Genomic DNA, 21,643 nt, shown 5'->3' on the forward strand with positions numbered 1-21,643 from the left:
TAGCAAATATTAATTTCAGATGTGCAGATTTCAGATTCCAAATGTGCAGATGAAAGAATTCAGGTTCAGACAACATCTGCACAGCCACTAATTCATTTTCAAATCCTCAAATTTTCAAATCTTCAAATTAAAAATAAAAAACTATAAAAATAGTTTGAAAACTATAAAAATAGTTTTACCTTTATCTAACTATAAAAATAGTTTACTATGAATGTTAAAGAACTAACCAAAGCCGAGGAACAGATCATGCAGATTCTGTGGCAATTAAAGGAAGCTATTGTAAAAGATATCATTGAGCAAATGCCCGATCCTAAACCGGCCTACAATACCGTATCAACCGTGGTGCGTGTACTGGAGGGCAAAGGTTTTATCGACCATAAAGCCTATGGCAACTCGCACGTTTACTTCCCGCTTATCAGCGATGATCAGTATAAAAAGTTCACGTTTGATAAGATGATGAAAAACTATTTCAGCAATTCGTACCAAAGCCTGGTATCGTTTATTGTAGACGAAAAGAAGATCAGCGTAAAAGAACTGGACGAATTAACCTCACTGATTGATAACCTTAAAAACAAAAAACAATCATGAACTGGCTACACTACCTACTGGAAGCAAACATATACCTGGCCGTTTTTTACGCCTTTTATTGCCTGTTTTTAAATAAAGAAACGCATTATACCCTTAACCGGGTGTACCTGTTGTTAAGCTGTACAGTGGCATTTATTTTACCATTGGTACAGGTAAGCGCACTTAAACCCGCTGCCGAAACTGAACAACAAACCTATATAACCGTAGCAGCGAACAACCAAAATAACACCGCACCTGCGCTGGTAAACTACCAGCCGCCGGTAAGCCATTTTACCCCGCAGGATGCCATTTTGTACCTATATATAATAGGTATGGCGGTAATGGCTTTGCTGCTGCTTATCAAAATTGGCAGGCTCATCAAAATGACTACCGGGGGTAATACCATACTGAACGATAAATACAAGTTAGTAGGTATCGAAAGTTCAAACACTGCTTTTTCATTTTTCAATTACCTTTTCATCGGCACAAAAATAAACGGTAGCGACACCATCATCAGGCATGAACTGGTACATATCAAACAAAAACACTCGGCCGATATTATTTTCATGGAGATCCTGAGGATCATCAACTGGTTCAACCCCATTATTTACCTTGTGCAGATAAGCCTTAAAACCGTTCACGAATACATTGCCGACGAGCAAACCGCCGCGCATGAAACCGATGCCATCACCTACTCGTCCTTTTTGGTTGATAATGCTTACGGCATAAACGGCTCGTCAATCACACATTCATTTTTCAATTATAATCTACTAAAAAAGAGAATCATTATGTTAAACCAAAAACGTTCGGGGAACTTAGCAAGGCTAAAATACCTGGTGGCTGTACCTATTTGCGCCGGGATGCTTTGTGCATCAACATTGGCGTTCAGCAAAAATTACGTACTGATTGACATTGCGCCTGCAACCGCGCTTCCGGACACCGCAATTCAAAGTATGCCAACACCATTTATTAACGCAAAAGGTTATAAAGTGGAAGAAAAAAACTTCACGGCGTTTGGCCAACCGGGGTTTATGGTAACTTTCACAGATAAAAAAGGCGCAAAAACCGTGGTAGATGCCAGCAAAATCAATGCCAGCGGCGAATCGGTGATGTACAATATATATGGTTACAAATTTCCGGCGTCGGTAAAAATCAAGAAAATCCCAATGCAGGTACCGCCTCCGCCAATAGTTGTCAAGGATACTTATGTCGACCTTTTCAATTATCTGAATAAAACCATAGTTTACCCTACAGCGGCGTTAAAAAGCGGCAAAGCAGGATTGGTTGGTGTAAGCTTTAATGTTAAAGCCAATCATAAAATTACGGATATCAAAATTGCCAAAAATGCTGCCATTGAATTTAACAATGAAGTTTTACAGGCACTGAAAGCATATAATGGTGTGGTTAACGAAACAGCAGGCGCACATAAAATAACGGTCTATTTCTGCACCGATTACTACAAATTTGCAAAAACAGCTGATGCCAACGAGCTAAAAGCCCCCGGGTATGATTTTAATATGTTGATTTTTGGCGCAAGTAAATATCCTGCAATGGCACCTTACAATGCTGATAAAAAAGCGGCGAATTTACCAAATCCTGTCGAAATTAATGAGGCCACCAAACTCCCCCCTCCACCACCGCCCGCTCCGCCGGTTAGCATGCAGGCCGATACACCGATCCGCACAACAACCGATGTTTTTTGCAAATATGTAGCCAGGAACGTCCGATATCCTGCTATCGACCGCGATAAGAAAATCGGCGGCAGGGTAATTGCAGCCTTTGATGTGGTTGATGGCAAAATTACCGACCCTCAAATTGTACGGGGTGTAGAACCGGTGATGGACGGGGAGCTTTTACGTGCTATTAAAGCTTATGACGGCACACTTGATTTAAAAAACGGGCGTTATTCAATCCCTACGTTATTTCAGGTGGTTGATTATAAAGGCAGCAATCAGGTGGTGGTTTCCCATTTACCAGAAGCGAATACCGCTGATAAGCCTATCAAACAATCCGCCGGCTTTTCAACTGCGGTTAGTTTAAATGAAGTTGTGGTAGTTGCTTATCCTTCACAAACTAAATCATAACCCGATGAACTGGCTGCATTATCTGTTGGAGGCAAATATTTACCTGGCTGTATTTTATGCCGGCTACTGCCTGTTTTTAAATCGCGAAACGCATTATAACCTTAACCGGATATACCTGCTGTTAAGCTGTATCCTATCGTTTGTACTGCCCGTTATCCAGATAGGGGCGTTAAAACCAGCAGAAAAGATTCCGGAGATTACCCTTGCCGACAGTACAAACCCGGCCCTGACTATAATGGCAGCCGGTTCAACCACTGTGCAGGCGAATGCAGCTGATTACATTACCTGGGACAATACTTTATGGGCTGTTTACATTGTTGGCATAGCGGTAATGATGATATTACTGGCTATTAAACTATTCAGATTGGTAAACCTAACCTCATCATGTAAAACATTGCTTGATAATGGATACAAAATGATAGATATCGAAAGTTCAAATACCGCTTTTTCCTTCTTCAATTACCTGTTTATCGGCACAAAGATTAGGGACAACAAAACCATCATCAGGCATGAGCTGGTACACATCAGGCAAAAACACTCGCTGGATATCATTTTCCTGGAAGTATTGAAAATCATCAACTGGTTTAACCCACTCATTTATTTGATTCAAATGAGTATTAAAGCAGTTCATGAATACATTGCCGACGAGCAAACTGCCCCTCAGGAAGGTGATGCAATTACCTACTCTGCCTTCCTGGTTAATAATGCCTGCGGCCTTAGCGGACCGACCGTTACAAATTCATTTTTTAATTACAACCTACTAAAAAAGAGGATTATGATGTTAAACAAAAAACGTTCGGGTAATTTAACAAGGCTAAAATACCTGGTAGCTGTACCCATATGTGCGGGCATGCTTTGCACATCAACATTGGCGTTCAGCAAAAATTATGGCTGGATAAAAATACTTCCCGATATTAAAGATGCAGCGGCAAGCAATGTGTCGAATCTTGGGAAGGTGGTTAACGATTATTTAGATAAAAACCTGCAGTACCCTGAAAATGCCCTAACCAAAAACCTGCCTGGTAATATCACCTGCTTAATTAAAATAGACGACAGCCATCATATCAACGCTGTCAAAATCACCGAAAGCACCAGCCCGGAATTTTACCAGCGGGTATTTAATTGCTTAAATAACTGTAAAAAAAGCCTTCCGGGCAAGGCGGGAACTTATGCCTTATACTTTCAGTTCGTTATACAGGGGCCAAAAACCTTTTATGCGGTTGAAGGAAAACAGAAAATAGAACCCTATCCATGTATAGTGAATACTACTCAACTTGGCTATTCTACAACGCTTAAAGCTGGTAAGCGAAACCTGGTACTATAAATATTAAAACCATAACCCGATGAACTGGCTGCATTATCTGTTTGAGGCAAATATTTACCTGGCTGTATTTTATGCCGGTTACTGCCTGTTTTTAAATTGCGAAACGCATTATAACCTTAACCGGGTCTACTTGTTGCTGAGTTGTATCCTGTCGTTCGTACTGCCTGTTATCCAGATAGGTGCGTTGAAACCAGCAGAAAACGTTCAGGAAATTACCTGGGTAAGCTCCCCTGCTGATTCGGCCACTGTACCGTCAGTTGCAGCTGATTACATTACCTGGGATAATGCTTTATGGGCTGTTTATATTGTTGGGATATCTGTGTTGGCTTTATTGCTGGTTATCAAGTTATTTAAACTGGTAAACCTAACCACATCAGGTAAAAGGCTTATTGATAATAAGTACAAGCTGATAGATATTGAAGATGCAGATACAGCCTTTTCATTTTTTAATTACCTTTTTATCGGCACAAAAACCAGCGCCAGCGACATTATTATCCGGCACGAACTGGTACACATCCGCCAAAAACACTCGTTTGATATTGTTTTTATCGAGGTTATTAAAATCGTAAACTGGTTTAATCCTATCATTTACCTGTTGCAAATAAGCCTTAAAACCGTACACGAGTATATTGCTGATGAGCAAACCGCAGCGCATGAAACAGATGCACTGGCCTACTCATCGTTCCTGGTCGATAATGCTTACGGGCTCAATGGCTCGTCCATCACGCATTCATTTTTCAATTATAATTTGTTAAAAAAGAGGATCATTATGTTAAACCAACAACGTTCGGGCAATTTAGCAAGGCTAAAGTACCTGGTGGCCGTACCCATATGTGCGGGGATGCTTTGCGCATCAACATTGGCGTTCAGTAAAAATTATGCCTTTATTGACCTGGCACCAAAAACAGAAAAGCCAACCCTTACAGCACCTAAAACAGCCACAGCCGATACATCTGCACGTAAGATGAGAACAAGGGCCACTACATCAAAAGGCTATGCTTATGATGAAACTGGTTACCTTATTAATAACAAAACCGATTTCAGGGTAATTATTACCGATAAAAACGGCGATCAAAAGGAGTTTTACAAAAGCAAGGCAAAACCGCAAGAGCTGGCCATGCTGAAGGAAAAATACGGTTATTCGTTCCCTAAAATGATGATATACCCTAAACTTCCGCCACCGCCGCCCATGCCACCCGGTGCGCAGCCAGACATGGACAGAATGCCGCCGCCACCACCTGCACCACCAAAACATGGTGCTAAACACCTGCGCATCCCACCGCCACCCGCTGAAGGAGCAGATGTGAACAGGACGCCTCCCCCTCCCCCGCCTGCGCCTCCGGTTGTGTCACGCGATATAAACAAAATGCCGCCACCACCACCAGTACCGCCAGTTGGCTCAGGAGATATAAACAGAATGCCACCGCCGCCGCCGGTACCTCCTGTTAGCTCAAAAGATACGGTTGGAATGCCTGTAGCGCCTCAACCCGGCACACAGCCACAATCACCAAAACCTGCTAAAACTTTGAAGTTGAAACCGGTATCGGCAAGCCTGAGCTCTAAAGTTACAGGGGCAAAACCTGTTAAATTGAAGTTAAAACTGATATCGGCAGTCCTCTACCTGAAACCAGCTCCAGCTGTATCCCCTGCTGAGGCCACACCGGAGGCAAATTAGCCATCAGGGACAAACTAATTACCCCAAAAACCAATGGGTCAAAAATTGCTGAACGGTAAAACCCGCTTCGGCATTTTTCTGTGTAAAGCACTTCTCCTCTTTTGTTAACAAATACCAACATCTTTCATTGTGGTACATGCTATATCTGCACAGCCATATGCCCGTAGCTATGCGCCGTTAGGTGCAACCCATTTGTAGCACAATATATTCTCTACTAACCTTTGCCTCGGCAGAGGCTACCTACACGCTGAAAGGATGGATACCTTCTTATCCAGAGGTAGCACCTACGGCGCAAAATAGTTTTTGCGTGCCATAGCTACAAACGGGTAACTCCTACGGAGTAGCAAACCCGCTGTTCGGGATCTTCCACTTCGAACCACCATGCCCCGCTGTTCGAAGTCTCCGACTTCGAACCATTATGCCTGTTTCTCTGACTACGGGATGCCAAAACAAACAATTGACATCACAATACCATCAATACCCGCGTATTCCGGCTTTTTGCATATGCTTATATAATAATTAAATAAAATAAACACTTACCAATTAAACTTGTTAAATTTGATATACTACTCAGTTGATATACAGTGCCTAAAATACCGATTGGGTATATCATTTAAATTTAATCATCATGAAAAAGTTTGGAATTATTGTAGCCATTTTGGGTATTGCGCTGTTTATTACCAGCAACTTTTTTTACAAAAAAACATCAAATGCTGTTGATAGCGGCGGCAGCAAAGAAATTGTTACCGGCCCCAATGGCAGCTGGACATTTAAGCTACCTGTGTTCGCAGGCGGCGCGCTGTTTGTAATTGGTTTGATATTCTTCGCCGCATCGCGAACCGATAACCAACACCACGATCACTTGATTTGAGCAAAATCAAGTGAACTGCTCCTCCCATCAACCGGGAAAACATCCCGAGTAAGCTTGCTATGCGCTTTTTTGAATTTTGATTTCTAACTTTTGACTTAAATATGGCGTTGCCCCCACCGGTAGAAGTGTGGGCCGCGCTTTACGCTCATACTACACAGGCCTTAGCCACATTGGCCGGTATCCGCTGCAATCGCTAACGCAAAGCCCGGGACTACCTTCGCTCACGACACACTTTATCCGCATAATTACAAGCGTAATCCAATATGTTTAATTGATCAAAAAAACTTATTTTTGATCATTAAATGAAAAACATCAAAGATGAACTACAAAATATCATTCTCGGAGATGAACCTGTTGGCCAGGCAAATAAACTCAAAAAAGTCCAATGTTTCCTTAGATCAGATGCGGCAACAGGCTTCACAGCTAAAAAACAGCAGCACGTCAAAAGTGAAGAAACAGCAACACTCTTAGCTTTCGCTGAACGACAGAATCTTTTCTATACACCCCCAATCCTACAAAGTGATTTTATTAGCGAAGGCGCCGAGCAAAAAGTATACCGGCTTAGCGGGACTCACGTGATTAAAACAAATGGCGGCATCTTTTACGAAAGCTGGCTTTACTTGATACTTTACAATTAACCAAAGTTCAGTTGCCGGGCTTTTCACTTCTCAATAGTTAATACGATATCAAAATAGCCTATGTTATGCGTGTAGTCGTTATCATTTACTGCAAGTCGAAGATTGCCATCAGTCGGCGCTATAAATGTATTATCGCTACCTATAAATGTCCAGCCGTTATTCATACTTGCCATTATTGCACCGTGTGGGATAGTTGAGTCTAAACAGTAAGATTGAAACATCGGACTGGCTACACCGTTAGGGGTACCAACGCCCGCATTTACCCCGAAGTTAACCGTGCCATAGCCTTTGATTTTTACCTTCTGCCCTTTTCTTAAAAACAGTTCGGTAGTAATTTGGGATGTTAATGTACCACCATACGTTTTCTTGCCTTTGGCCTCATAAATGTATTCCAATCCGTTAATCTCTATTTGATGTTGAGCCTGCCGGTTAAGATAAGTACCCATAAAAGATTTGAAGATACCGCCTACTATATCCGGGCCATCGTTGCTTATATAGGCGTTACCATAGTAATCTTTATATAAAGTATGCTGGTCACTCAGGTCGATGTTGTTAATGAAACTCGACATCTCTTTGTCCCTTGCATCCTGTGCCGAATTGTCTTTTTGACCAATGCCGTTCAGTAAAGCCTGATTAGTCCAAAATCTGGCTTTAATAGTATCCTTTTTATCGACAATAACGCCTACATCGTACATTTTGCCTAACATTGACATACAGTCAGCTCCTCCTGCTTCAGCTGATTTCCTGGTCCAAAAAAGAGCCGTTTTATCATCTTGCGGAACCTCAGGACTGCCTTTAAGATATAGGTAAGCCAATGATGCCATTGCAGAATTATCACCTAAATACGCAGCCTCCTTGTATAAGCTCACAGCCTTTAAAACATTTTTGGGCACACCGTTTCTTCCATTAAGATATATCTTGGCTAAAAAACTCATGGCATCGCTATTCTTTAAAGCGGCAGCTTTAGTAGCATAAGCAATTGCTTTAGGCGCATCAGGCTCAATATCCTCGCCATCTGTGTATATTGTAGCCAACTGCATCAGTGCTTCTGGGTCGCCAAATACCTCTCCTTTTTGATACCATTCTATCGCCTTTTTGGGTTCTTTGCTTACTGCGTATCCCTTTTGATTAAAGTTACCGATTTTTACCGCGGCTTTTTGCATCCCTTTATCGTAACAATTTAACAATAGTGCGTAGCTCTCATCGTATTTTTTATCGCTTTGTAAAAACTGTGCGTAATCATACATTGCCGGTAAATAACCTGCATCAGCAGCCCTTTTCAAGAAAGCACCTGCTACATCTCTGGATATAGGTCCGCTTATACCCATACCCACAGCATAAAACATAAGGTACTGGGCTTCGGCATCTCCATTTCTGGCCGCGTAAGAAATATCTTTATAGACTTTTTTTGCCAGATCTACGCCTGCACTTTCATCCAATGCGTAGCCTGCCCTACCTGTAGTTTTAAATATAGCTTTCCACATAGGGGCAAACTTGTTGCCGGCTAATACAAGTTGGTCAAGCGACGGAGCAGTTGACGAGAAAGGTGTTTTGTTGAAGCCATAAAAACCTTGCACGGCAGCAAACGTCGCAGATGAGCTTTTGTTCACCACAACTTTGTCTGTCAAATAAAAAGGGATTGTTGCAAGAGCAATGTTCTTCGAAAATATCAAGGCTTCGTTATATGTGCCCTGAACAACAAAATGCACCGAATCTACAGGCAGATCAAAACCTGAACGGATGTCTATACTTCCATTAGTGTTTTGACCTTGGGGAACCGAAAGATTAACGGCACCGCCATCGTTTGCTTTTATATCGCCTTTCTCCCTAATAAATAAGCCGATATTTACTCTGGTAATATCAATCGGGGCATTATTTATAAGCGTGAAGGATAGTGTGCCCAAGTCATTAAACTTGATCTTGTTCTGGCTGCCACTATTGGTAAAATCAATGGCTTTTACGCTCAATATCTCTTTTAAAGCATATTGCGCATATTCTGAAGGAAATTCATTGCTTTTTTTGGTAAGCTCCAGATGTGCGTTACCGCCACCTGTCAATTTTTCTTTGCCATTAACCTGCACGTAACTAAAGGCCGATCTGCCCAGCGCCCAATTCTTAGGGTCGCCTTCTATCTTAATCATTGCAAGTTCGCTGTACTTTAAGGTGTTATTTGAAAAACTGCCCAGTAAAAAAGCTTTTGCACTTGGCTTTTTGTCAAGCACGCTGGCATTCAAAGTAATTTTCGTTGTTGAAGAAAATAAACTACCAACGGTCTTTTTGGTGAATAGTGTTTCCTTGAGATAAGTAACACCTGTATAACCGTTATTGTCTGCTTTGGACAGGTACAAAGTATATCTATACTGTTTCCCGTTGGCATCTTGCTGCCCCTCCCAGGTACCTGTCAAATCTTGCGCCTGGCCACTCAAGTGAACAGTAAAAGCTAATAAAAGTAAAAAAAAAGATTTCATGCGTTAATTAGTAATAAGGTTTGAAAATATTGTCTGATAATAGACCTCCTAAATATAAGATATTGTATAATTTAAACCAAATTAGTTATACTGACTACAGGATGCCTAAAACAAACAACTAACATCAATAATGTCATAATACAGCATAATTAGATGCGCTTGAATATGCATGATCTTCGGCACCATAAACCAAACCCGCTCTAATCGAATTTTGATGAATCCCAAACTTGGTCTTTTTGTTTAGGATAAACATATAAAGAGCTACTGTAGTTGCAAACTACAGGCATAGTGATTCGAAGTCGGAGACTCCGAACAGCCAACTTTTGAATTTTTACTTTTGAATTTTGAATTTAAAACTTCCCCTTCACATAAATCACCTGTTTAGTTTCAAAAAACTCTTCGGTAAAATAATCTTTAAGGTAATATTGCTGCACTTTAAGGCCCGATTCTTTGATCTCCTGGTCAAGGTCGCCGCCTTTTAAATATAGGATGCCATTAGGCAGTTTATTGCCCGATTGCTTTTTGAATTTGCTGCGCACCCAGGGGTAAAAATCCTTTAATTGGGTTACCGCGCGCGATACTACAAAGTCAAAATTCTCGCCAATTTCTTCGGCTCGGGCATGGGTAGCCTTCACATTGGTAAGGCCCAATGCTTTGGCAACTTCCTGCACAACTTTTATTTTTTTGCCGATAGAATCAACCAAATGGAAAGAAGTTTGGGGGAATAATATAGCCAGCGGAATACCCGGAAAACCACCGCCGGTGCCTACGTCGAGCACACTTTCGCCGGGTAAAAAGGGCATTATTTTGGCAATACCCATAGAGTGCAAAACATGGCGCTCATACAACAAATCAATATCCTTGCGGGATATCACGTTAATCTGGCTGTTCCAGGTGTTATATAATTCGGGCAGCTGCTCAACCTGGGCACGTTGCTGCGCTGTTAGTTCGGGAAAATATTTAAAAACGATATCAGATGTCATCCCTGTTAAATCGGTTGATGATGTTGCCAAGCAGGTACCTGGCCCTAAACAATTGTGCCTTTACCGTACCTAATGGCAAATCAAGCTGTTGTGCTATTTCTTCGTACGATAGTTCATCAAAATAACGCAGGGTAATCAGGTTACGGTAGCGCGGCGGCAGGCTCTCTATCAGCAATTTAAGCTCCTGGGTTTGCTGTTTTTTTATGGATGTTTCTTCCGGGTTTAATACGTCGGCTTTAATTTGCAATGGCTTTTCGTCGCCATCTTCATCCGTCATACCGTGGATAGATTGGGTATTGAGTTTCTTTTTACGGATAAAATCGATGCAATTATTAGTTGCTACCCTAAAAAGCCAGGTACTGAAGGCATAATCGGGCTGGTATTTTTCCAGCTTTTCAAAGGCTTTGGCAAAGGTCTCCACGGTAAGGTCCATGGCGTCCTCTTTATTATTCACCATTTTAAGCACCATAAAATAAATGGAGTCCTTATAACGGTGCATCAGGTCGGCATACGCCTTTTGATCGCCCGTGCGGGCCCTCACTACCAGGTGAAAATCATTCTTGGCGTTTTCGGTAAAATTTGCGTTTATTTCCATTGGGTGGTTTTTAAAAGTAGCCCAACTAATCCAAATCCAATTAAATACATATAATATATGATATCAAAAAACGGTAAATACCAAATCAGATCTTTGCCATCGAGCTTCTTGAAAACCTTATTATAGATTAATAATTGGATAATCAGTCTAAAAAGCAACAAACCTAATGCCAACAGCGGTTCGAATTTACAAACCAGGCATAATATAAGCAGCATATAAAACAAAAAGCCGCTAACGCCGTCAAAAATAAGCATTTTACGGTGTCTTCTCTTATATAATTTACCTACGCCCGCATGCCTTTTTTTTTGCCTGTACCATGAAGATAATGTTGATTTTGCCGCTGTGTACATAAAAGTATCCGGGTGAATTTCAATAGCGGTATTGTTGGGCGTGGCATGCTGGTTTACAAATAAATCATCATCGCCGGATAGTACATGCATGTGCGACGCAAAGCCTTTTTCGCTAAAAAACAAAGTTTTGGTATAGGCCAGGTTACGCCCCACCCCCATATAAGCATCGCCGTTTAATGCACATGACAGGTAGTTTGTGGCCGCCTTTACCGACTCGTACCTGGTAAACCAATTTAAAAAACTCCTGGTTTTATAAAAGGGCGAGTAACCTAAAACTATTTGCGCCCCGCCGCCAAAATTGGCTATCATACGCGTTATCCAATTTGGCGATACGGGTTTACAATCGGCATCGGTAAACAACAAATATTCGTTTTTTGAGGCTTTTATTCCCAGCGTAAGCGCGAACTTTTTCCCGGTTTTAAAGCGGTCATGCTCGGTAATGGTAACCACTTTAAGGTTGGGGTAACGGCGCTCCATATCCTCCAAAACCTCATCCGATCTATCGTACGAGCAATCGTTTATTACTACAACCTCAAAATCAGGATAGTTTTGTTCCAGTATCGATGGCAGGTTTTCCTGCAGGTTTTGCGCCTCGTTGCGGGCGGCGATGATTACCGAAACAGGTATTAACACGCTTGGCAATTCCTCACGGGGTTTGTAACCGGCAAGGCTAATATGGCTACTTACCAGGTAGTACAGCTGAAAAATAAAACAGAGCTGAAAAAGTAGAAAAAGTACTATTTGTATATAAGTTTCCAATGAGCCAAAAATAATCAGGCAAAGTTGTTAAAATAACACGAATTTAAAGGATTTAATCGGCTTAAATTTGAGGGTTTAGATTGACAGAACTGGCAGTAGTTTTCCACACATTTCATGTAAGGCAAAAATGTGTTGATAAGTAGTTCGTTATTTATGTCGCCTGGAGGGGGCTCAACACGAAACTTTAATATAATCCGATTACTTGTTTTAGTGTTAAATAATTTGGGGTTTATAAAGAGCTCTTAAATCCCAATATATTAGGATAGTAAAAACTCTCTCCAGGACAAGAGCAATACTTTAAAATCTGATAACGGAATCTCAATTGGATTTAGCCCACCTTTTGATGTGATAATCAGGCTATCATAGGTTAAAGTTCCATACATTCTGGTTAAACCATCGCTGTAATCAGGATCTTCAACCGATTCAAATCGGCCGTCAAGGCAACGATCAATATCTAACAAAAAATCACCTATATCATCAATTTGGCGCCATATATATATGTAGGAACTAATTGCATTGTTGCTTCCGTTTGTCAGTTTGGTTCCGTCTTCAGCCGTGTAAAAGTTAACATCGTACTTCTTTAAAATTTCGCTATTCATACTAATGTTCTCCGTGATTTTTTATTTAAATGATTATAGATACTAAGATGACTTTTTATTTACATGGTTGTCAAGATGTAAATAATTCTTTTTTACTGGATTAAATTTAAGGGTTGGGATGAATAGAACTGGTAGTAGTTATCCAAACATTGGGGTGAATGGGATATATGGATAAGTAGCCTCACCCGATGCTGTCATCCAGCGTATACACCTTCCACTTTTGCCAGTCGCGGGCTATTTTCACTGCGGGGGCGGATAAGAAATAAACTTTTATATTTGACTATGCCAAACAATAACCCACCTATTCCAGGGAAATACATCGACCCTTTGGTTGATTTCGCCTTTAAAAAAATATTCGGTAGCGAACCTAATAAAGACTTACTGATTGCTTTTTTAAATGAAGTATTCAGGGGACGGAAGTATATTGTGGACTTAGTTTACAATAAAAACGAACACCCCGGCGATTTAAAAGATGAAGGCTCGGCCATATTTGACCTGCTTTGCACAGGAGATAACAGCGAACGTTTTATAATTGAGGTACAACGGGCAAAACAAGGATATTTTAAAGAAAGGGCCTTGTTTTATACCTCCCGCCTCATAAGCGACCAGGCGCCAAAAGGCAAACGAAACGCCTGGGGTTACAACATAGCCGAAGTATATTTAATAGCTTTGTTAGAAGATTTTACACTGGAAGATAGCCCGGCAAACAGTTACCTGCATGATATTTGCCTGTGCAACAGGGATACCGGTGAAATTTTTTACGATAAACTGGGTTATACCTATATAGAATTGAGTAAATTTGTGAAAGAGGAAACCGAACTGGAAACCGATTTGGATAGATGGCTTTATGTATTAAAAAACATGAGCCGGATGGAGAAAATTCCGATTTATCTACGGAAACCCATATTTGAGAAATTGTTCAGTATTGCAGCATATACAAACCTGACAAAGGAGGAAAAAACAATGTACGATAGCAGCTTAAAATACAAGTGGGATAATAAGAATGTGATCGATTATGCCCGGCAGGAAGGTATGGAGAAAGGTATTGAAAAAGGCGAATATAAAAAGGCTTTGGACATTGCCCGTGAAATGAAAAAAGATGGCTTATCATTTGCCCAAATCTCAAAGTTTACTAAGCTCTCTGTTGAGGAAATAGAAAAACTATAGCCAAACAAAGAACATCTCTTTTATAAATTATAAAACAGGCAGGGCTCCTTTCAACATCCCTATTTTGAGGTTTATTCTCTAAAGAGTATACCAGGAATGAATAAGCTCCCGGTTTACCTGCGTAAGCCGATATTTGAGAAATTGTTCAGTATTGAAGCATATACAAACCTGACAAAGGAAGAAAAAACAATGCACGATAGCAGCTTAAAATACAAATGAGATAATAAGAATGTGATAGATTATGCCCGGCAGGAAGGCATGGAAAAGGGCATGGAGAAAGGTATCGAAAAAGGTAAACTTGAAGAAGCAATCGCCATTGCGCATGAAATGAAAAAAGGCGGTCTGCCACCCTCCCAAATCTCAAAGTTCACCAAACTTTCTGCCGAAGAAATAGAAAAGCTTTAGTTGAGCACCGGTCATCACTTTTAAATTTATAAATAAGCGGAGCCTTGAAACAAGATGATATGCTTATTTTTTCTTAGCGCCTTTGCGTCTTTGCGCGAAAAACCTATAAACAAGATCATAGAGGGGCTCCTTTTTTTTGCTAATTTTACCCCTTCAAAATGAAATTTAAATTAGCAGCACAAGACCCACTTTCAAAGGCCCGCGCCGGTGAAATTACCACCGACCATGGCACTATTGAAACTCCCATATTTATGCCCGTTGGCACAGCCGGCACGGTAAAAGCGGTGCACCAGCGCGAGCTTAAAACGGACATAGAAGCGCAAATTATTTTAGGAAACACCTATCATTTGTACCTCCGGCCAGGACTAAACACGTTGGAAAGTGCCGGCGGCCTGCACAAATTTAATGGCTGGGACGGCCCTATTTTAACCGATAGCGGCGGTTACCAGGTGTATTCGCTTACCGAAGTTCGTAAGATTAAGGAGGAAGGCGTAACCTTTCGTTCGCATATTGATGGGTCAAAACACCTGTTTACACCCGAAAATGTAATGGATATTCAGCGTGTTATTGGTGCCGATATCATCATGGCTTTTGACGAATGCACCCCCTATCCCTGCGAGTATGGTTATGCAAGGCGGTCGATAGAAATGACGCATCGCTGGCTTAAAAGATGCTGCGACAGGTTTGATAGTACGGAGCCAAAATACGGCTACAGCCAAACACTTTTCCCGATTGTGCAGGGCTCGGTTTATAAAGATTTAAGGGTAAAATCGGCCGAAGTTATTGCTTCATTTGAGCGCGAAGGGAATGCCATAGGCGGTCTTTCGGTAGGCGAACCAGCTGAAGAAATGTACGCCATGACCGAAATTGTATGCAATATTTTGCCCGAACACAAGCCCCGTTACCTGATGGGTGTAGGCACTCCCATCAATTTATTGGAAAATATTGCCCTTGGAATTGATATGTTTGATTGCGTTATGCCAACCCGCAACGCCCGCAATGGCATGCTTTTTACCAAAAACGGCATCATCAATATCAAGAATGAAAAGTGGAAAAACGACTTTAGCGCGATAGAAGACGACAGTGATTTATTTGCAGATAAAGAATACAGCAAGGCTTATTTACGCCATTTGATCCACTCGGGCGAGATGCTTGGGGCTCAAATTGCTACCTTACACAACCTCCACTTTTATCTGTGGCTGGTTAAGGAAGCTCGTAAAAAGATCATCAGCGGCGAGTTTTATGCCTGGAAAAACATGATGGTGGGCCGTTTAGGCCAGCGATTATAATTGCAGGATGATCAAATAATGCGCCATAAAAAGCGTTGCTTACATAATATAAACCATGGCTTTAAAAAACATTTAATCTGCCGATGAGGACTTTTATACACCGGTACCTGATGGTTATCGACAGGTTTATTATTAAAAAATACCTGGGCACTTTTGTGTTTACGATGGCTATTTTCGCGGCTATTTCGGTAGTGTTTGACATCTCCGAGAAGCTGGATAACTTCACCAGCAGGCACGCTACACTGCACGATATTGTATTTAAATACTACGCCGGTTTTGTGCCTTTTTACCTCAATTTACTATCGCCGTTGATTAACTTTTTGGCGGTAATTTTCTTTACGGCCAAGATGGCAAACCAAACAGAAATCGTTCCGATACTGAGTGGCAAGGCCAGTTTTAACCGCTTTTTAAGGCCCTATTTTATTGCTGCATCGCTCATATTTGTGGTATCGTTTTTTGCCAATGTGTACCTTATCCCATATACAAACCACCTCAAAAACGACTTTGAAAACGCCAACGGCATCACCGATAACGACCCTACCAAGAGCGAGGTGCACATGCAAATTGACAAGCATACCTTTGTTTACCTGGCCAATTATGACCCAACGGTGCACACCGGCTACACCTTTATTATGGAGAAATTTAACGGTGATACCTTGCGCGAAAAGCTGATTGCGCAGCAGGTAACCTACGATTCTGTGAAAAGAATCTGGGCTTTAAAAAACTACGACGTTAGATATATAAAGGGATTAAAGGAACAGTTTATCCACAATCCGGGCCAAAAAGATACCGTACTGGACATGCACCCAACCGATTTTATTGTGTACGATAACGTATACGCGGCGATGTCTTTAAGCGAGCTGAACAAGAATATCGATAAGGAAAAGCTACGCCGGCCGGAGGTTTTAAACAACCTTTATTACGAAAAATACCACCGCTTTGTGTACCCTTTATCGGCATATGTTTTAACAATTTTGGGCGTCGCGTTGTCGTCCCGCAAGGTGCGAGGCGGCGTGGGATTACCACTTGGGATTGGGATTTTGTTGTGTTTTACCTACATCATTATCGAGAAATTCTCGATCGTATTTTCGATAAAAGGCGGCGTACCGCCAATTTTTACAGTGCTAATTCCTAATACATTATTTGGTATATTAGGTTATTACGTGTTGCTAAAAGCGCCTAAATAGTGTTAAAAAGTATTGAAAAAGTGTCGAAACGTTGCCGAAAAATTGAAATAAATTGCCCAAAAATTGGATAAAAATAGCCCAAAAGTGCTCAATAAGAACCTGATTATCCTCCATTTTACAGTTTTTATCTGGGGGTTTACCGGTATTTTGGGCCAATTAATCACCATTTCGGCAGTACAATTGGTGTGGTACCGGGTGTTAATAGCCTTTGTTTCGTTGTTTTTATACTTCAAATTCAGCAAAACCGACTTTAAAGTTGAGCGAAAAACCATGCTAAAAATGGTCTTTACAGGCGCTTTGGTGGGCGGTCATTGGATACTTTTCTTCGCTTCCATCAAGCTTTCTACGGTGCCGGTAACACTGGTTTGCCTCTCCAGCATCACTTTGTTTACTGCTATTTTTGAGCCGCTGATTAACAAAAGCAGGATCTCTAAACTGGAAATCATGGCTGGTTTATTAATCATCACCGGTATCATTTTAATTTTCAAATTCGAAACTCAATACACTAAGGGGATCATAGCCGGGCTGGCAAGCGCAGTTTGTGCGGCACTCTTCGCTATTATCAACTCGCGGTTTGTTAAGAAAAGTGAGGCTCCTATCATCGCTTTTTATGAGCTCACAGGAGCATTTGTCTGGATCTCGGTTTATCTTTTGGCAACCAACGGATACAACCAAAAACTACTTTTAAAGCCGGCAGATATTGGCTACCTGGTACTGCTTGGCACGGTGTGCACTTCGCTTGCTTATGTTGCCGGGGTATCCGTCATGCGCGAACTTTCGGCCTTCCGGGTAGCGCTCATCACCAACCTCGAGCCTGTATATGGTATCATCATGGCATTTATTTTCTTTGGCGATATGAATAAAATGTCCATCGGATTCTGGGGCGGCTCGGGACTTATCCTGTCAACCATATTCCTTTACCCGGTTGCCCAGTCGCAAATTGCCAGACGTAAAAATCGCGGCTGATACTTCGGTTATTCCTGGCGATAGTCTATCTACCTGGATTAATTTTGCCCTCCATTTTTGTTGGCAAATAGCAATCCAATCTCATAAAATTTTTTACTCAGTCATGTATTCCCGGTCCCAAACAAGGCTGAATAGGGGATAAATCCCCCTGCCCTAAAACGCCATTTTTAAGCCCTGTGAGCGATTGTAATTTTTCGGCACGTTCCTGCCTGTTTAAACCAACCTGCGTCGATTAGCGCCAAAATTCTATTTTTAGTTAGTGTATTAAAATTTAGAAATAGAAAAATTTATCAGAAGCGCCAAAGGGAGATTTATATCTGACAATTTCATTAATAAAAATTAAAAAACGTATTTTACAATAAATTTTAATTAACTAAAAATCAAATAATTACACACTCTATCAGAAGTAAAAATTAAACAAAAGGAAACTAAGTCAAATTACAAAAAACTAAAAAAATTAGCAAGCAAAAACACACACCTATTAATATACATTTATCAATCAATAAATGAGATACTTAAACAATGTTATTTAACTAAAAAGTACAGATTCACATTTGAGACATAACAAAACAACAAAGTGTACCGAGTAAAAAAATGAGAATTCTATTTAAATGAGGGCAGACATCTGTTTTGTATACAGGACTGAAAAATGAGCGGCAAAAATTTACCTCTCATCAAAGAAAACAGCGAGTGAATCTGGCTTTTAAAATTCCCGAAATATTAAAGTTAAGCTCGCCTATCGTCGTGAACGACGTCGATCAAAACTTCATGAGCATGGTAAATTATCGGCCACTTCCCCACCGGAAAATCCGTCGATAAAATCAGTCAGTTTTTTCCGTGACAGAATTTAACTCCAAATTTTTTCGGGGTAAAAAAAGACAGGCATGGAGAGAAAAATCCGATCTGGATAATTACTAATTTGGAACATCCAATTATCACTGCCAGGCCGTCTCAAATCTCACATCTAATATCTCATATCTAAAACCCCTTTTATTTCAACATTAAAAACTGCATCTTGTATTAACTGTTAACTTTATTAAATCAAAACATCATGAGCATAAAAACCATCACAATAATTATCATCACCATTTTGCTTACGGCCGCTCTTGCCCAAAATACCGACAATGTAACCTTCGCGTTTTTGTTCATGAGTTTCAGGGTATCCAAACTGGCCATCATGATCACCATGACCCTTGTAGGTTTTGTCCTGGGCTTTATGGTTGGCCGCCCCAAAAAAGCAAAATATGATATTGAAGGTTACCACGACAACATCCACCAAAAAGAAGATAAAAATACACTAAGTGACGAAGACAGGGACTACATTAACTAACACTATGAAAAACAAAATCGGATTTATCGGCCTTGGCAACATGGGCATCCACATGGCCAAAAACCTTATCGAGGCAGGCTACCATCTGCAAGTCCATAACCGCACCCTCAGCAAAGCCGACGAGCTTGACCAGGCCGGCATCACCAAATGCCAAACACCCGCCGAAGCGGCCGCCGGTGTACCTATCGTGATCACCATGCTATCGGAAGATGACGTGTTGCGAGAATCGGTTACAGGGCCCGACGGAATTTTGAAAACGCTACAGCCAAATGCTGTGCACATATCCATGAGCACCATATCGCCCGAAACAGCAGTTGAGCTGGCTAATGCCCATGAGCAGGCGGGCAGTCATTACCTGGCTTCACCCGTTTTCGGAAGGCCCGAGGCGGCAGCGGCAAAAAAACTTTTCATTTGCGTTTCCGGGCCTCAGCAGGTAAAAGATATTGCCAAACCAGTACTCGATTGCCTGGGCCAGGCCATACATGATTTTGGCGAGGAAGTTGGCGGTGCCAACGTGGTGAAGATTGCCGGCAACTTCATGATCATGGCATCAATGGAGATGATGGCCGAGGCCTACACCCTTGCCGAGAAGAACGGGCTTGACCGCGCGCAGGTGGCCAACTTTTTTGGATCAACGCTATTCAACGCCCCTATTTACCAAAACTACGGCAGGCTGATTGCAAACAAGCAATATGAACCCGTAGGATTCAAAGCCAAATTAGGCTATAAAGACGCCCGCCTTGCCTTTAAACTGTCACAGGCGAGCTACACACCCATGCCGCTTGTAAACGCAGTGCACAGCCGCTTATTGAGCGCCGTAGCAAAAGGACTCGGCGACAGGGACTGGGTAGAAGGTTTTGGCCGCGGTGTAAGCGAAGATGCAGGACTTTAGGATTTCGGAATTGGGATTTTCGATTTCGGATTTAGTTTGATTACAAATTTGAAATGAGATTTTTTGATTCATGATTTAGGAAATTTCCGTCTTGATTCTTGACTCTTGATTCTTAACTCTGAGAAAATCTCAATAAAATCCTAATTTCGCCGTTGTTGAACTAATTAAAAAAACATCCACTATTTTATGATAAAGAAAACATTTGTATGGATGGCAGTTTGCGCATTGGGCGCAACCATGTCATGCCAGGGAAAACCAACCGACAAGTCTGCCAGTGCATCCGCCACGAGCCCTGCGCCTGCTTCGGCCGCCTCTGTAGATAACAAAGCTGTGATGGCTCGTAAACAAGTGCCCATCGTTTGCTACCACCAAATACGCGATTGGAAGCCTACTGATTCCAAAGGAGCCAAAGATTACATTGTTCAGGTTGCCGCATTTAAAGAGCATATAAAAATGCTGGCCGATAGTGGCTACCACACCATCCTGCCCGATCAGTTGTACGCCTACCTTACCACCGGCGCGGCGTTACCCAAAAAACCAATCATGCTTACATTTGATGACACCGATCTTGACCAGTTTACCATTGCCAACCCTACGCTTAAAAAGTACGGTTTTAAGGCAGTTTATTTTGTGATGACAGTATCGTTAGGCCGCCCGCATTATATGACCGCAGACATGGTTAAAAAGCTATCAGACGAGGGCAACGTAATTGCCAGCCATACCTGGGACCATCACCGGGTAGATAAGTACTCGCATAACTCAGAAATTAAGATCAAAGGCAAAAACGGAAAAATAACCACGAAGCCAGTTGACGACTGGGTTACCCAGATTGACAAGCCAACCAAAAAGCTGGAAGAGATAACCGGCAAAAAAATTGACTACTTTGCCTACCCTTTCGGTGTATGGAAAAAACCGGTATTGCCCGAGATTCAAAAGAAAGGTTTTAAAATAGCTTTCCAACTGGCCGATAAACGCGACCCAGATTATCCGTTAATGACTGTACGCCGCATTTTAGATAGCGGCTACTGGACAACCAAAACTTTTAGCAACAGCGTAAGGAATAGTTTCTAAGCCTCCTAACCCCCTGAAGGGGGAATGTGAAACGGCCCGCCTTTTTGGAAGATGGGCCGTTTTTGTTTGGAATAGCGTTTGAAAATAATTTTCAGTAAATTCGTTTATGACTACGCTCACCGTAAACATCACTGACGATAAAGACCTTTCTGTTTTACAGGAGATCCTTAATCGATTTGGTTTAAGCTACTCAATAGACGCAAATAGCGGACACCTATTTTCTGAGATTGAAATAAACGGCTTTATACAAACAAGGCAGGATTTTTTAGACGGGAAAACGACAGCGCGCAATTGGGATGACATTGAAGATGATTTGAACCGCGCCTAACCAACGAAGACTTACGAAGTTTTAAAAACTTCGTAAGTCTGGAAGCGCTTAGCCGGTATCCGCTGCAATCGCTAACGTGCAGAAGATATATCAGG

19 protein-coding genes and 1 pseudogene are annotated in these 21,643 nt (G+C 41.6%); 15 read left to right on the plus strand and 5 right to left on the minus strand.

From position 1 onward, the window contains the following. Positions 1-207: 207 nt before the first annotated feature. From AC1RM2_RS30925 to AC1RM2_RS30950, 6 genes are all read left to right on the plus strand, one after another. A complete protein-coding gene (locus tag AC1RM2_RS30925; RefSeq protein ID WP_090649392.1) occupies positions 208-588 on the plus strand; it encodes a BlaI/MecI/CopY family transcriptional regulator in 381 nt (126 codons plus the stop codon). Beyond that, positions 585-2,651, plus strand: coding sequence for a M56 family metallopeptidase (locus AC1RM2_RS30930; protein WP_492988989.1), 2,067 nt, complete (start codon positions 585-587; stop codon positions 2,649-2,651). Before AC1RM2_RS30925 ends, AC1RM2_RS30930 begins: the two co-directional genes overlap by 4 nt. Positions 2,652-2,655: 4 nt before the next feature. After that, entirely contained in the window at positions 2,656-3,975 is a 1,320-nt protein-coding gene (locus AC1RM2_RS30935) for a M56 family metallopeptidase (protein ID WP_492988990.1), read from the plus strand. Positions 3,976-3,994: 19 nt separating this feature from the next. Further along, on the plus strand, positions 3,995-5,650 hold the full coding sequence (locus AC1RM2_RS30940; RefSeq protein WP_492988991.1) for a M56 family metallopeptidase: 1,656 nt from the start codon (positions 3,995-3,997) through the stop codon (positions 5,648-5,650). Positions 5,651-6,278: 628 nt separating this feature from the next. Next, on the plus strand, positions 6,279-6,521 hold the full coding sequence (locus AC1RM2_RS30945; RefSeq protein ID WP_477365866.1) for a hypothetical protein: 243 nt from the start codon (positions 6,279-6,281) through the stop codon (positions 6,519-6,521). A gap of 302 nt (positions 6,522-6,823) precedes the next feature. Continuing rightward, a complete protein-coding gene (locus AC1RM2_RS30950) occupies positions 6,824-7,159 on the plus strand; it encodes a putative polyvalent protein kinase domain-containing protein (protein ID WP_492988992.1) in 336 nt (111 codons plus the stop codon). A 23-nt stretch (positions 7,160-7,182) separates the two neighbouring features. Here AC1RM2_RS30950 and AC1RM2_RS30955 read toward each other — a convergent pair whose 3' ends face one another. From AC1RM2_RS30955 to AC1RM2_RS30975, 5 genes are all read right to left on the minus strand, one after another. After that, positions 7,183-9,627: a tetratricopeptide repeat protein gene (locus AC1RM2_RS30955; RefSeq protein WP_492988993.1), complete on the minus strand. Its 2,445-nt coding sequence runs from the start codon at positions 9,625-9,627 to the stop codon at positions 7,183-7,185. A gap of 350 nt (positions 9,628-9,977) precedes the next feature. After that, on the minus strand, positions 9,978-10,610 hold the full coding sequence (gene rsmG, locus AC1RM2_RS30960; RefSeq protein ID WP_492988994.1) for a 16S rRNA (guanine(527)-N(7))-methyltransferase RsmG: 633 nt from the start codon (positions 10,608-10,610) through the stop codon (positions 9,978-9,980). Next, entirely contained in the window at positions 10,600-11,205 is a 606-nt protein-coding gene (locus tag AC1RM2_RS30965; protein WP_295713138.1) for an RNA polymerase sigma factor, read from the minus strand. Before AC1RM2_RS30965 ends, rsmG begins: the two co-directional genes overlap by 11 nt. After that, on the minus strand, positions 11,196-12,314 hold the full coding sequence (locus AC1RM2_RS30970) for a glycosyltransferase (protein WP_492988995.1): 1,119 nt from the start codon (positions 12,312-12,314) through the stop codon (positions 11,196-11,198). The genes AC1RM2_RS30965 and AC1RM2_RS30970 overlap by 10 nt, the downstream gene beginning before the upstream one ends. Before the next feature lie 257 nt (positions 12,315-12,571). Next, positions 12,572-12,913 carry a hypothetical protein gene (locus AC1RM2_RS30975; protein ID WP_492988996.1) on the minus strand — a complete coding sequence of 114 codons (342 nt, stop codon included), beginning with the start codon at positions 12,911-12,913 and terminating at the stop codon, positions 12,572-12,574. Between the two features lie 282 nt (positions 12,914-13,195). Between AC1RM2_RS30975 and AC1RM2_RS30980 the strand changes: the two genes are divergently transcribed. The 9 genes and pseudogenes from AC1RM2_RS30980 to AC1RM2_RS31020 all read left to right on the plus strand — a co-directional run bounded on the left by AC1RM2_RS30980 (position 13,196) and on the right by AC1RM2_RS31020 (position 21,548). Further along, on the plus strand, positions 13,196-14,080 hold the full coding sequence (locus AC1RM2_RS30980) for an Rpn family recombination-promoting nuclease/putative transposase (protein ID WP_492988997.1): 885 nt from the start codon (positions 13,196-13,198) through the stop codon (positions 14,078-14,080). A gap of 69 nt (positions 14,081-14,149) precedes the next feature. After that, positions 14,150-14,485: pseudogene (locus AC1RM2_RS30985) on the plus strand (PD-(D/E)XK nuclease family transposase); the annotation flags it as partial. Between the two features lie 158 nt (positions 14,486-14,643). Next, positions 14,644-15,774, plus strand: coding sequence for a tRNA guanosine(34) transglycosylase Tgt (gene tgt / locus AC1RM2_RS30990; RefSeq protein WP_274212630.1), 1,131 nt, complete (start codon positions 14,644-14,646; stop codon positions 15,772-15,774). A gap of 83 nt (positions 15,775-15,857) precedes the next feature. Then, positions 15,858-16,961 carry an LptF/LptG family permease gene (locus tag AC1RM2_RS30995; protein ID WP_177183827.1) on the plus strand — a complete coding sequence of 368 codons (1,104 nt, stop codon included), beginning with the start codon at positions 15,858-15,860 and terminating at the stop codon, positions 16,959-16,961. 63 nt (positions 16,962-17,024) lie between these two features. Further along, on the plus strand, positions 17,025-17,927 hold the full coding sequence (locus AC1RM2_RS31000; protein ID WP_492988998.1) for a DMT family transporter: 903 nt from the start codon (positions 17,025-17,027) through the stop codon (positions 17,925-17,927). Positions 17,928-18,978: 1,051 nt separating this feature from the next. Continuing rightward, positions 18,979-19,257 carry a LapA family protein gene (locus AC1RM2_RS31005; RefSeq protein WP_090649341.1) on the plus strand — a complete coding sequence of 93 codons (279 nt, stop codon included), beginning with the start codon at positions 18,979-18,981 and terminating at the stop codon, positions 19,255-19,257. A 4-nt stretch (positions 19,258-19,261) separates the two neighbouring features. Next, positions 19,262-20,149 carry an NAD(P)-dependent oxidoreductase gene (locus AC1RM2_RS31010; RefSeq protein WP_492988999.1) on the plus strand — a complete coding sequence of 296 codons (888 nt, stop codon included), beginning with the start codon at positions 19,262-19,264 and terminating at the stop codon, positions 20,147-20,149. A gap of 186 nt (positions 20,150-20,335) precedes the next feature. Then, positions 20,336-21,220 (plus strand): polysaccharide deacetylase family protein, encoded by an 885-nt coding sequence (locus AC1RM2_RS31015; protein WP_492989000.1) that lies wholly within the window; start codon positions 20,336-20,338, stop codon positions 21,218-21,220. A 106-nt stretch (positions 21,221-21,326) separates the two neighbouring features. Continuing rightward, on the plus strand, positions 21,327-21,548 hold the full coding sequence (locus AC1RM2_RS31020) for a hypothetical protein (RefSeq protein WP_492989001.1): 222 nt from the start codon (positions 21,327-21,329) through the stop codon (positions 21,546-21,548). Positions 21,549-21,643 lie beyond the last annotated feature (95 nt).

It is taken from the genome of Mucilaginibacter sp. GW822-FHT03E02, from assembly GCF_058801545.1.

Excerpts from the sequence above, each read along its gene's own strand:
- AC1RM2_RS30980 (WP_492988997.1), top strand. The coding sequence starts at position 13,196 with ATGCCAAACAATAACCCACCTATTCCAGGGAAATACATCGACCCTTTG.
- AC1RM2_RS30935 (WP_492988990.1), top strand. The coding sequence starts at position 2,656 with ATGAACTGGCTGCATTATCTGTTGGAGGCAAATATTTACCTGGCTGTA.
- AC1RM2_RS30940 (WP_492988991.1), top strand. The coding sequence starts at position 3,995 with ATGAACTGGCTGCATTATCTGTTTGAGGCAAATATTTACCTGGCTGTA.
- AC1RM2_RS30955 (WP_492988993.1), bottom strand. The coding sequence starts at position 9,627 with ATGAAATCTTTTTTTTTACTTTTATTAGCTTTTACTGTTCACTTGAGT.
- AC1RM2_RS30945 (WP_477365866.1), top strand. The coding sequence starts at position 6,279 with ATGAAAAAGTTTGGAATTATTGTAGCCATTTTGGGTATTGCGCTGTTT.
- AC1RM2_RS30995 (WP_177183827.1), top strand. The coding sequence starts at position 15,858 with ATGAGGACTTTTATACACCGGTACCTGATGGTTATCGACAGGTTTATT.
- rsmG (WP_492988994.1), bottom strand. The coding sequence starts at position 10,610 with ATGACATCTGATATCGTTTTTAAATATTTTCCCGAACTAACAGCGCAG.
- tgt (WP_274212630.1), top strand. The coding sequence starts at position 14,644 with ATGAAATTTAAATTAGCAGCACAAGACCCACTTTCAAAGGCCCGCGCC.
- AC1RM2_RS30965 (WP_295713138.1), bottom strand. The coding sequence starts at position 11,205 with ATGGAAATAAACGCAAATTTTACCGAAAACGCCAAGAATGATTTTCAC.
- AC1RM2_RS31010 (WP_492988999.1), top strand. The coding sequence starts at position 19,262 with ATGAAAAACAAAATCGGATTTATCGGCCTTGGCAACATGGGCATCCAC.
- AC1RM2_RS30930 (WP_492988989.1), top strand. The coding sequence starts at position 585 with ATGAACTGGCTACACTACCTACTGGAAGCAAACATATACCTGGCCGTT.
- AC1RM2_RS31020 (WP_492989001.1), top strand. The coding sequence starts at position 21,327 with ATGACTACGCTCACCGTAAACATCACTGACGATAAAGACCTTTCTGTT.
- AC1RM2_RS31005 (WP_090649341.1), top strand. The coding sequence starts at position 18,979 with ATGAGCATAAAAACCATCACAATAATTATCATCACCATTTTGCTTACG.
- AC1RM2_RS31015 (WP_492989000.1), top strand. The coding sequence starts at position 20,336 with ATGATAAAGAAAACATTTGTATGGATGGCAGTTTGCGCATTGGGCGCA.
- AC1RM2_RS30950 (WP_492988992.1), top strand. The coding sequence starts at position 6,824 with ATGAAAAACATCAAAGATGAACTACAAAATATCATTCTCGGAGATGAA.
- AC1RM2_RS30925 (WP_090649392.1), top strand. The coding sequence starts at position 208 with ATGAATGTTAAAGAACTAACCAAAGCCGAGGAACAGATCATGCAGATT.
- AC1RM2_RS30975 (WP_492988996.1), bottom strand. The coding sequence starts at position 12,913 with ATGAATAGCGAAATTTTAAAGAAGTACGATGTTAACTTTTACACGGCT.